Here is an 11,240-nt window from a genome sequence, read left to right as displayed (position 1 = left end):
TCCAAACGCCCAGGGACACCACCATCACAAACAGTCACCTACACAGCAACACTCTTGACACCACACCCCACGCCCTAACTACCCGGCATTGGGTTAGAACCGGCCATACCACTCACGACTCCTTAGCCGAAAAACTCCGCGAGCATGGGCTTGAGCGCCTCAGGCTGGCTGAGTACGCCGTGGTCGTGCCCCTCGAGGACGACGTAGCGTCCGTCCGGGATGGCGTCCGCCACGGCCTTGGCGCTCAGCCTCATCCACTCGTCGGTGGTGCCGCCGCCGATCGCGAGCGTCGGCACGGCGATCCGGGCCAGCCAGTCGGGCAGGCGGTTGCCGAGCCCGCAGAGCGTCGTGTCGTAGTAGAGGGTGTGCGCGAGGCCGGTGAACCAGCCCCACATCGGGCTGCTCTTCATGCCCTCGACCTGCTCTTTCGGCACGCCGACGCCCTCGGTCAGGAACAACATGACCGCGTCTTCGCGCCGATCCTCCTCGGCGCAGGCCCGCAGCCTTTCCGTGAGATCGTCGCCCGGCAGCTCGCGCCCGCCGACGATGAACGGCGGTTCGTACACGGCGAGCTTGTCGATCGGCAGCCCGCGCTGAGCGGCCTCGAGCGAGAGGATCGCACCCGACGAGTGCCCGAAGACGCTCGCCCGGCCGCCCACGTGCTCGATGAGCGCGGCGAGGTCCTCGACCTCGCGCTCGATCGTGTACTCATCGCCGTCGGTGCTGTCGCCGCGGCCGCGCCGGTCGTAGGCGATCCCGGAGTACTCGGGGTTCAGCGCGCCCGCCAGCCCCGCGACGGTCGTCCGGTCGTTGAAGGCGCCGCCGACCAGAATCACGGGCGGTCCGCCGCCGGTCCGCTCGAACGCGATCTTGGTGCCGTCCGCCGAGGTCACAGTGTCCATGAAAGTCCTCCCATACGAGTCATCGTATGGGTAGGTCGGAGCCATCACCGGCTTCTCGACATGCCCAGGGGTCTTGAAAAGTCGCATCTGCCCGCCTTCTTGAGCGGGGTGCGGACGGAACAAACGGCGCTTATGCGTCGCTCAGCGTTGCGAACGCCCCGTTCACAACGTTCAACCCCCTCCACGGCACCCACCGAACAGCGGCTGACCACCCTTAACTACCCGGCATTGGGTTCTGCCGCCCGCAACGCTCACGACCCCTTGCCCGCTACAGCCAGTCGTCGGGGCGGGGCCAGGTCATGAGTGCCGCGAGGGTGTCCGAGGCGGGCTCGGTGACCGTGTACCGGCCCCGGTGGAAGAGGAGCGGCCGGGCGTCGGAGGGCTCGCCGAGCGCGGTCACCCTGCCGATGACGACGTAGTGATCGCCCGCCTCGTGCACCGCTTCGAGCGAGCAATCGATCCAGGTGAGTGCTCCGTCGAGCAGCGGGGAACCTGACGGAGCAGGCGTCCACTTGACGGACGCGAATTTATCTACCCCTCGGGCTCCGAAGGTCGCGCTGACCTCCTGCTGGTGCTCCCCGAGCACGTTCACCGCGAAGTGTCCGGCCTCGGCGAGCACTGGCCAAGTGCGGGACGTACGGGACGCGCAGAACAGCACGAGCGGCGGATCCAGCGACAACGCGGCGAAAGACTGGCAGGCGAAACCCACCGGTGCCACGCCGTCGTGGCCGGTGACGACCGCGACGCCGGTGCAGAAGTGGCCGAGCACCGAACGGAACCGCACGGCGTCGACCACCTGCGACGTCACCGCGCGCCGATCGAGAAGTCGTGCCCCCACAACGACACGGCCGTGCTCTCGCGCGCGATCCAGCTTTCGTCGTCGACCTGGCGGCCTTCGCAGCCGAACTCGACGTCGAAGCCGCCGGGGGTCTTCATGTAGAACGACAGCATCAGGTCGTTGACGTGCCTGCCGAGTGTCGCGGACATCGGCACCTTGCGCCGCTGCGCGCGGTCGAGGCAGAGCCCGACGTCGTCGGTGTTCTCCACCTCGACCATGAGGTGCACGATCCCGCTCGGTGTCGGCATCGGCAGGAACGCGAGGCTGTGGTGACGCGGGTTGCAGCCGAAGAACCGCAGCCACGCCGGCTCTCCGTCGGCCGGCCTGCCGACGAACTGCGGCGGCAGCCTCATCGAGTCGCGCAGCCGGAAGCCGAGAACGTCGCGGTAGAACCGCAACGCCGCTTCATCGTCGTGTGTGGACAGTACGACGTGACCGAGGCCTTGCTCCTCCGTCACGAACCGGTGCCCATAAGGACTCACCACACGCCGGTGCTGCAACGCGACACCGTGGAAGATCTCCAAGGTGTTGCCGGACGGGTCGTCGAACGTGATCAGGCCGTTGACACACCGGTCGGCCAGCACTTCGGGACTGCCTTCTTTGTACGGCACCGAGTGACTGTCCAAACTGGACCGGATCTCGTCCAGCTCACCCGCGTTCGCGACTTCCCAGCCCGCTTGCGCCAGCCGGTCCTTCTCGCCGGGGAAGATCACGAGGCGCGCCGGGAAGTCGTCCATGCGCAGGTACAGCGCGTTGGGGTCACTGCCCTTGCCCTCGACCATGCCCAGCACCTTGAGGCCGTACTCACGCCAGGCGGCCATGTCGGTCGCCTCGATGCGCAGGTAGCCCAGCGAACGAATGCCCATCAGGATGCTCCCAGGAAATCGAGCGTCAGCCGGTTGAACTCGTCGAACTTCTCCAGCTGCGCCCAGTGTCCACAGTGGCCGAACACGTGCAGCTGCGCGCGCGGGATCATCTTCAACGCCAGCAACGCGCCGTCGAGCGGATTGACCCGGTCCTCGCGGCCCCAGATCAGCAGCACCCGCTGCCGCAGCCGGTGCGCTTCACGCCAGAGCATGCCCTGCTCGTAGGTTTCGGGATGGGCGAACGACTTTCCCATCGCCCGCATCGCCGCGAGAGACTCCGGAGCCGACGCCGTGGCGAACCGCTCGTCGATCAGCTCGGGCGTGATCAGCGATTGGTCGTGCACCATGATCCGGAGAAAGGCCTCGATGTTCTCCCGTGAAGGCGCCGAGCCGAACCGCCCCAGCTTCTTGATGCCCTCGGTCGGATCGGGCGCGAAGAGGTTCACGCTCAGCCCGCCGGGCCCCATCAGCACGAGCCGCCCGGCGCGCGACGGGTGCTTCAACGCCAGCCGGACGGCCGTGCCGCCACCCAGCGAGTTCCCGACGAACGCCGCCCGCTCGATGCCGAGCGCGTCCATGAGCCCGACCACCGCGTCCGCGCTGTACCCGAAGTACTGCGGATGCTCGGTCCGCTTGTCCGACTGCCCGAACCCCGGCTGGTCGACCGCGATCGTCCGGTACGACTTGGCGAACACCGGCACGTTGCGGCCGAAGTTGCTCCACGCCGACGCGCCGGGCCCGCCGCCGTGCAGCAGGATGACCGTCTCCGCGTGCTCCTCGCCAGCCTCGTGATAGTGCAGCTTCAGTCCGTTGACTTCGACGAATTTCCCCATCACACCATCGCATTCTCGACCGGCAGCCCGAAGGCGCCCGTGCCGAACATGACGTACGCGCGCTCGGCGTCGTTCGCCGCGTGCACCCGGCCCGCGTGCGCGTCACGCCAGAACCGCTGGATCGGCGTGCCCGCCTTCAAAGCGCGCCCGCCGGAGTTCTCGAAGAGCCGGTCGACGGCCGCGATGGCCCGCTCGGTACCGCGCACCTGGTCGCGCCGGACCCGCAAACGAGTGGAGAACGGGAGCTTCTCTCCCTTGCACGCCAACTGATACAGCTCGTCGATGTTGTGCGTCAGCTGCAGCCACGCGGCGTCGATGTCACTGGCCGCCTCGGCGATCCGCACCTTCGCGAATGGGTCCTCTTTGGACTGTTCGCCCGCGTAGGCCGCGCGCACCCGAGTGCGCTGATACTCCACATGCGCGTCGTAAGCGCCCTGGGCCATACCGATGATCGGCGCCGTGATCGTGCTCGGATGCACTGAGCCATAAGGAAGCCGGTAGAGCGGGCCCGGGTTCACGGCCTGGCCGGGCGTCTTGCACTTCGACGTCGCGATGAAGCTCAACGCCCGATGCTGCGGGATGAACACGTCCTCGACGATGATGTCGTTGCTCCCGGTACCCCGCAGTCCCACGGTGTCCCAGACATCTTCGATCGTGTACTCGCTGATCGGCAGCAGGTACGTGCAGAAGTCGACCGGCTTGCCGTCGGCGAACGCCGGCCCGCCGAGCAGCACCCAGGTCGAGTGGTCGCAGCCGGACGAGAAACTCCAGCGCCCGGTCAGCCGGTAGCCGCCTTCGACGACGGTCGCCTTGCCCATCGGCGCGTACGACGACGAGATGCGGACCTCGTGGTCGTCGCTCCAGACGTCTTCCTGGGCCTGCGCGTCGAACAACGCGACATGCCACGGGTGCACGCCGAGGATGGACGCGACCCAGCCGGTCGAGCCGCACGCCGAGGCGATCAGCTTGACCGCGGTGTAGAAGCTCACCGGGTCCGACTCGTAGCCGCCGTACGGTTTCGGCTGCAGGAGCTTGAAGAAACCCGTCTCCTGCAACGCTTTGATCGACTCGTCGGGTACGCGCCGGAGATCCTCGGCTTCCTGCGCGCGTTCCCGCAACACCGGTAGCAGCTCCTGGATACCGGCGAGCACCGCGGAAACTGTCTCAGTCATACCGGCAAGACTAGAACACGTTCTCGTTTTTGTCGAGAAATCCCTGCGCCATGGCACCGTGACGCCCAGCTCGACGGCCGGAAAACACGCAGTCCGCAAGCGACAGTCCGCTGACATACGAGCTAGAACAGATTCCCACCGCCGACCGGCCCGCGGCGTACAGCCCCTCGATCGGGGTGCCGTCCCCGCGCCGCACGCGGCCGGTGTCCTCTTCGACGACCAGGCCGCCGAGCGTCAGCATCGGGCACGGGAACCCGATACTGGGCTTGATCGACACGTCGATGAGCGAATATGGCGGCGTTGCCAGCGGCCGGATGAACTCAAGAGGCTTGCCCATGGGATCGGGGTCCCGATACGCGGCGACCGTGGCCGCCAGCCCGTCCGGATCGACACCAGCACGCCGCGCGACCTCGGCCACCGTCGACCCGCTCACCCGTCCCCGCCCGAACAGATATCGGGCCTGAAGCCATTGGAACCATTGGCTTTGCCCACGCACGTCGCGCCGAGCTTCACTCAGCAAAGCGTCGTCGACCAGCAGCCAGCCACGCCCGCCGTGCTTGGTGATCATGCGCTCGCCGACCGCCGCGCCGTATCGCGACTCGTCGACGATCCGCCGCCCCTCGGCGTCCACGAGAATGCCGCCCAGGAACGCGCTCGGCGGCGTCACGAACCGCCACGCGGAGATCCGGTCCAGCCACGCCGTCGACCCACCGGCCTCGACACCCAGCCGGATCCCCGACCCGTCGTCCGCCGAAGTCCCCAGCGCCAGCCCGCCCCGGTACAGCGGCGCGTGCTCACGCACCATCTCCCGGTTCGCGATGAACCCGCCCGCCGCGAGCACCACCCCGCGACGCGCGCGCACCCGCACTGACCTGGCATAACGCCGCTCCAACGAGACCGCGCGCCGATGCAGCGCCTTCCTCAGCGCGGGCACGTACAGCCCCGGCTTGGCCGAGTACTTCCCGAACAGCCGGTGCGCGCGCCGCACCCACGCGGGCGCGTCACGCAGCGTCGACACGACCACCCCGACGACGACCCCGTCTTCGACCAGCAGCTCGCGCGCCTCCGACTGCGGCAGCACCTGAACACCCTTGCGTCGCGCGGCCTGCGCGAGCCGCGCGTACAGCAGCTTCCCCGAAGTCCCCGGCCCCTTGGCCCGATGGCCACGCGGGGCGGGCTTCGCCGCGTCGCGGAAACCACCGGCGGCCTCACTGCCCGAGTAGTAGAGGTAGAAGTCATCGCTCGGGTAGGACGTCTTGTACGGGCACAGACTGCCCTCGAACGGCACGCCGTTCTGCTCCAACCAGGTGATCATTGCGACGCTCTGCGCGCAGAACCGGCGTAGCGTCTTCTCGGAGACCACGTCCCCGACTTCCAGCCGGAGGTAGTCGTACATCGCCTCGACGGAATCCTCGACGCCGGCGTCGCGTTGCTGGGCCGTGCCGCCACCCGCGTAGACCACGCCGCCGCTGACCGCGCTGGCCCCGCCACCGGAGAACCGGTCGAGCACCAGCACCTCGGCGCCGGCGTCGGCGGCCTCGATGGCCGCGCAGGCGCCCGCCGCGCCGAATCCGACAATGACCACGTCAGCGCTCAAGTCAGCCACAGCCGCCAGCCTAGAACTGAAACACGTTCTCGTCTATGGTGGCTCGCATGAGTGTCACGCTGCAGAGTTACCTACTGCAACGCGTTCCAGGATGGGCCGCATGAACGTCGATGTGATCGTCGTCGGCACCGGCGCGGCCGGCATGACCGCCGCACTCAACGCCGCGCGGCACGGCCTCGACGTGGTCGTGCTGGAGAAGGCGGCGAAGTTCGGCGGCTCGACGGCCCGCTCCGGCGGCGGCGTCTGGATTCCCGGCAACGAGGCGTTGTCGAAGCCGGACACGCCGGAGGACGCTCGCGCCTACCTCGAAGCCATCGTCGGCGACGTCGTTCCGGCCGAACGCCGCACGACGTTCCTCGAACGCGGGCCCGAGGTCGTCCGGTTCCTCCACGAACACACCCCGCTGCGGCTGCAGTGGGTGCCGAACTATCCCGACTATCACCCCGAAGCACCCGGTGGCCGGGCGCACGGGCGGTCCGCCGAGCCCATCCCCCTCGACGGCCACGTCCTCGGCGCCGAACTGGCGAACCTCGAGCCGCCGTACAGCGCGCCACCCTTGGGTGTGCCGATCACCCAGGCCGATTTCCGCTGGCTGAGCCTCATCGCGCGGCACCCGCGCGGCGTGCTCCGGCTGTTCTCGCTCGCGTGGCGCGGAGTGGTCGGCCGGGTGCGCGGACAGCGGCTGTTGTCCATGGGGCAAGCGCTTGCGGCGGGCCTGCGCGCCGGTCTGCAGCACGCGAACGTCCCGGTCCGCTTGAACACACCGCTGACCGATCTGCTGGTCGAGGACGGCCGGGTGGTCGGAGTGCTGACCGGCGACGAGGAGATCCGCGCACGGCGTGGCGTCATCCTCGCCAGCGGCGGTTTCGAGCACAACGAGGAGATGCGCACCAAGTACCAGCGCGCGCCGATCGGCACCGCGTGGACCGTCGGCGCGAAGGCCAACACCGGCGACGGCATCACCGCGGGCCTCAAGCTCGGCGCGGCCGTCGACCTGATGGACGACGCTTGGTGGGGCCCATCGATTCCGCTGCCGAACGGCCCGTGGTTCGCGCTCGCCGAACGGTCGCGGCCGGGTTCGCTGATGGTCGACGTCCATGGTGTGCGGTTCGTCAACGAGTCGGCGCCCTATGTCGAGGCCGTGCACGCGATGTACGGCGAAGGTGACGGACCGGGCGAGCATGTGCCCGCCTGGCTCGTGTTCGACCAGCGCTACCTCAACCGGTACATGTTCACCGGTATCGGCCCTCGCCAGCCGCTGCCCGGCCGCTGGTTCAAGGCGGGCATCGTCGCGAAGGCGAGTTCGATCGCGAGCCTCGCCGAACGCATCGACGTCCCCGCGACAGCGCTGGCCGCGACCGTCAACCGCTTCAACGCGTTTGCCCGCGAAGGCGTTGACAAGGACTTTCACCGCGGCCGCAGCGCATACGACCACTATTACGGCGACCCTCGGCACAAGCCCAACCCGAGCCTCGGGCCGCTGGAGGTCGCGCCGTTCTACGCGGTCAAGATCGTGCCGGGCGACCTCGGCACCAAGGGCGGCCTGCGAACCGACATCCAGGCTCGCGTGCTGCGCGAGGACGGCACCGTGATCGAAGGCCTGTACGCGGCGGGCAACGCGAGCGCGCCGGTGATGGGCCGGACCTACGCGGGCCCCGGCGCGACGCTCGGGCCCGCCATGGTGTTCGGCTACCTTGCGGCCGAGCACCTCGCGCACCAAGATCGGAGTTCGGAGGTCACCGATGACTGAAGTCCGCATGATCGACGCAGGCGCGCCCCCGGCGCGGTTCGCGCGCGGCTGGCACTGCCTGGGGCTCGCGGACACCTTCAAGGACGGGAAACCGCACGCGGTCACCGCCTTCGGCACCAAGCTCGTGGTGTTCCAGAGCTCGGACGGGAAGCTGAACGTGCTCGACGGGTACTGCCGCCACATGGGCGGCGACCTCACCCAGGGCACGATCAAGGGCGACGAGGTCGCGTGCCCGTTCCACGACTGGCGCTGGAACGGCAAGGGCAAGTGTGCCTCGATCCCTTACGCCAAGCGGGTTCCGCTGCGCGCGCGGACCAAGGCGTGGCTGAGCATGGAAGAGAACAAGCAGCTCTTTGTATGGAACGACCCCGAGGGCAACCCGCCAGGCGAGGGCGTCGTGATCCCCCGTATCGACGGGATCTTCACCGACGAGTGGAGCAACTGGACCTGGGACACCGTGCTGATCGAGGGCTCCAACTGCCGCGAGATCATCGACAACATGGTCGACATGGCGCATTTCTACTACGTGCACCTGGCCTTCCCGACCTACTTCAAGAACATCTTCGAAGGCCACATCGCGACGCAGTACCTCAACACCAAGGGCCGCCCCGATGTCGGCGTACAGTCGAACTACGGTGGCGAGGAGAACCTCCTGCGCTCCGAGGCGTCGTACTTCGGGCCGTCGTACATGATCAACACACTGGTCAACAACTTCAAGGGCTACGAGGTCGAGAACGTCCTGATCAACTGCCACTACCCCGTCACGGAGAACTCCTTTGTGCTGCAATGGGGGGTGAGCGTCAAGAAGCTGCCGGGACTGACCGACGAGCAGGCCGACAAGCTCGCGGGCAAGTTCGCGAAGGGCATCGGCGCCGGGTTCCTGCAGGACGTGGAGATCTGGCGCAACAAGACCCGGATCGACAATCCCTTGCTGTGCGAGGAAGACGGCCCGGTGTACCAGCTGCGGCGGTGGTACGACCAGTTCTACGTGGACGTCGCCGACATCAGCGAGGACATGACGCGCCGCTTCGAGTTCGAAGTGGACACCACCAAGGCGAACGAGGTGTGGGAGAAGGAAGTCGCCGAGAACCTGGCTAGGCAGCGGGCGTGACGGCCGAAGCACGGGAGTTCCTGACGGCCGGGCTGCGCCCGGTCGACTGCGACACCTGCGGAACCTGTGTGCTGGTCAAGAAGAACAGCGCCCAGCACACGAGTATCCAATGGACGACGGACGCGGCGTCGAGCTGCGAGGTCTTCGCCGAGCGCAAGGCGGCAGGCGAGAACACCGCGTTGCTCGACACCTGCGAACGCCTCGGCGACAGCATCCTGCGCGCGGTCAAGAACGGTCTCGTGGAGGTCGCCGGTGACTGAGTTCCACAAGCTCAAGGTGTCACGGGTGATCACCGAGACCCGTGACGCGCACTCGATCGTCTTCGACGTGCCCGCCGCTCTCGAGCACGCTTTTCGTTACCGCCCAGGACAATTCCTGACCTTGCGGGTGCCAAGCGACCGGACCGGGTCAGTCGCGCGGTGCTATTCGCTGTCGAGCGCGCCCTTCGAGGGCATGCTCAAGGTGACGGTCAAGCGCACCGCGGGCGGGTTCGGCTCGAACTGGATCTGCGACCAGCTCCGTGAAGGCGCGGAGATCGATGTACTGCCGCCGTCGGGCGTCTTCACGCCCAAGTCACTGGACGGTGACTTCCTGCTGCTGGCCGGTGGCAGCGGGATCACCCCGGTGATGTCGATCCTCAAGTCCGCTTTGGACGATGGCACCGGGCGCATCGTGCTCGTCTACGCCAACCGCGACGAGCAGTCCGTGATCTTCGCCGACGAACTCGCCACGCTCGCGCACCAGCACGCGGACAGGCTCGTGGTGATCCACTGGCTGGAGACCGTCCAAGGCATGCCGGGTATACGGAGCCTCCGCACGCTCACCGCGCCGTACGCCGGGTTCGAGACGTTCATCTGCGGCCCGGAGCCGTTCATGCTCGCCGCGAAAGAAGCGCTCGGCACCGAGCACGGCCGCACGCATATCGAGAAGTTCCTTTCACTGACCGGAAATCCGTTCGAGTCGGCCGAGGTGGAGGTCGTCGAGACCGGCGAGACCACCTCGCTGTCGGTCACCCTCGACGACACCGAACACTCGTTCACCTGGCCACGACAGCAAAAACTGCTGGACTTCCTGCTGTCGAAGGGCCTCGACGCGCCGTACTCCTGCCGCGAGGGCCAGTGCAGCGCGTGCGCCTGCCGGATCGTGGCGGGCGAGGTGAAGATGCTGAACAATGAGGTGCTGGACGGTGAGGACATCGCCGACGGACTGGTGCTCGCCTGCCAGTCGCTGCCACTGACCGACGACGTCTCGGTCACCTACGAATGAGGTCGTGAATGCCGGTCGATCCCGCACTCGCCATCGGCGCCGAGCTGCCCGAGGTCACCTTCGCCTGGACCGCCGCGGACGTCCAGCTCTACCACCTCGCGCTCGGCGCCGGCGCCGACCCGGTCAACCCGCGCGAGCTCCGCTACACCTACGAGGCGGACCTCCAGGTGCTGCCGACGTTCGCGACCGTCGCGGCGAACCTGCGCGTGTTCGATCCGCCGTCGGTGTCGTTCCCCGGCGTCGACATCGACCTCGCGAAAGTGTTGCACGGCAAGCAGGAGGTCATCGCCCATCGCCCGATCCCGACCTCGGGCAAGGGCGTCGCCAAGTCCCGCATCACCGACGTCTTCGACAAAGGCAAGGCCGCGGTCATCATCCAGGAGACGGCTGTGACATCTTCGGACGGCGATCCATTGTGGACGGCCCGGTCCAGCATCTTCGCCAGGGGCGAAGGCGGGTTCGGCGGCGACCGCGGGCCTTCGGACAAGGTCGAGCTGCCTTCGCGGGAACCGGACGCGGTCATCGACACGCCGACGTTGCCGCAGCAGGCGTTGCTGTACCGGCTTTGCGGTGACCGCAATCCCCTGCACGCGGACCCCGCTTTCGCCCGCGCCGCCGGGTTCGAGACGCCGATCCTGCATGGGTTGTGCACCTACGGGATCGTGGCGAAGACGGTCACCGACGCGTTCCTGGACGGCGATTGCTCGCGCTTCGGCTCGTTCTCGACCAAGTTCGCGGGCGTGGTGTACCCGGGCGAGACCCTGCGCACCCGGGTCTGGCAGGAACCCGGCCGCTTCGTGGTGCTCACGACCGCACCCGAACGCGACGACGCACCCGTATTGGCGGACACGGTTTTGGGGGTTAAGGACTCGTGAGCGTTGCGGGCGGTTAGAACC

General features: G+C 67.7%; 11 protein-coding genes. 5 read left to right on the top strand and 6 right to left on the bottom strand.

The features are described from left to right. Positions 1–122: 122 nt before the first annotated feature. From ACFV15_RS46210 to ACFV15_RS46185, 6 genes are all read right to left on the bottom strand, one after another. A complete protein-coding gene (locus ACFV15_RS46210; RefSeq protein ID WP_378359617.1) occupies positions 123–902 on the bottom strand; it encodes an alpha/beta fold hydrolase in 780 nt (259 codons plus the stop codon). Between the two features lie 268 nt (positions 903–1,170). Further along, positions 1,171–1,710, bottom strand: a complete 540-nt coding sequence (hsaB, locus tag ACFV15_RS46205) for a 3-hydroxy-9,10-secoandrosta-1,3,5(10)-triene-9,17-dione monooxygenase reductase subunit (RefSeq protein WP_378359615.1) — start codon at positions 1,708–1,710, stop codon at positions 1,171–1,173. Further along, positions 1,707–2,606: an iron-dependent extradiol dioxygenase HsaC gene (hsaC, locus tag ACFV15_RS46200; RefSeq protein WP_378359613.1), complete on the bottom strand. Its 900-nt coding sequence runs from the start codon at positions 2,604–2,606 to the stop codon at positions 1,707–1,709. The genes hsaB and hsaC overlap by 4 nt, the downstream gene beginning before the upstream one ends. Further along, positions 2,606–3,439 carry a 4,5:9,10-diseco-3-hydroxy-5,9,17-trioxoandrosta-1(10),2-diene-4-oate hydrolase gene (gene hsaD, locus ACFV15_RS46195; RefSeq protein WP_378359612.1) on the bottom strand — a complete coding sequence of 278 codons (834 nt, stop codon included), beginning with the start codon at positions 3,437–3,439 and terminating at the stop codon, positions 2,606–2,608. The genes hsaC and hsaD overlap by 1 nt, the downstream gene beginning before the upstream one ends. Beyond that, complete coding sequence (hsaA, locus tag ACFV15_RS46190) at positions 3,439–4,611, bottom strand: 3-hydroxy-9,10-secoandrosta-1,3,5(10)-triene-9,17-dione monooxygenase oxygenase subunit (protein ID WP_378359611.1); 1,173 nt, start codon at positions 4,609–4,611, stop codon at positions 3,439–3,441. Before hsaA ends, hsaD begins: the two co-directional genes overlap by 1 nt. A 10-nt stretch (positions 4,612–4,621) precedes the next feature. Further along, a complete protein-coding gene (locus ACFV15_RS46185) occupies positions 4,622–6,217 on the bottom strand; it encodes an FAD-binding protein (RefSeq protein WP_378359609.1) in 1,596 nt (531 codons plus the stop codon). Positions 6,218–6,317: 100 nt separating this feature from the next. Between ACFV15_RS46185 and kstD the strand changes: the two genes are divergently transcribed. Genes kstD through ACFV15_RS46160 form a run of 5 tightly spaced genes read left to right on the top strand, consistent with a single transcriptional unit; the run spans position 6,318 to position 11,219 of the window. Then, positions 6,318–7,967, top strand: coding sequence for a 3-oxosteroid 1-dehydrogenase (gene kstD, locus ACFV15_RS46180; protein WP_378359607.1), 1,650 nt, complete (start codon positions 6,318–6,320; stop codon positions 7,965–7,967). After that, on the top strand, positions 7,960–9,078 hold the full coding sequence (locus ACFV15_RS46175) for a Rieske 2Fe-2S domain-containing protein (RefSeq protein WP_378359605.1): 1,119 nt from the start codon (positions 7,960–7,962) through the stop codon (positions 9,076–9,078). The genes kstD and ACFV15_RS46175 overlap by 8 nt, the downstream gene beginning before the upstream one ends. Next, positions 9,075–9,338 (top strand): hypothetical protein, encoded by a 264-nt coding sequence (locus ACFV15_RS46170; protein ID WP_378359604.1) that lies wholly within the window; start codon positions 9,075–9,077, stop codon positions 9,336–9,338. The genes ACFV15_RS46175 and ACFV15_RS46170 overlap by 4 nt, the downstream gene beginning before the upstream one ends. Beyond that, complete coding sequence (locus ACFV15_RS46165; protein ID WP_378359603.1) at positions 9,331–10,344, top strand: 2Fe-2S iron-sulfur cluster-binding protein; 1,014 nt, start codon at positions 9,331–9,333, stop codon at positions 10,342–10,344. The genes ACFV15_RS46170 and ACFV15_RS46165 overlap by 8 nt, the downstream gene beginning before the upstream one ends. Positions 10,345–10,352: 8 nt before the next feature. After that, positions 10,353–11,219 carry a MaoC/PaaZ C-terminal domain-containing protein gene (locus ACFV15_RS46160; RefSeq protein WP_378359601.1) on the top strand — a complete coding sequence of 289 codons (867 nt, stop codon included), beginning with the start codon at positions 10,353–10,355 and terminating at the stop codon, positions 11,217–11,219. Positions 11,220–11,240 lie beyond the last annotated feature (21 nt).

The sequence above is a fragment of the Amycolatopsis sp. NPDC059657 genome (assembly GCF_042734395.1).
Classification (GTDB): Bacteria; Actinomycetota; Actinomycetes; order Mycobacteriales; family Pseudonocardiaceae; genus Amycolatopsis.
Note: the sequence above shows the minus strand (reverse complement) of the source record. Positions and strands in the feature narration are given on the sequence as shown.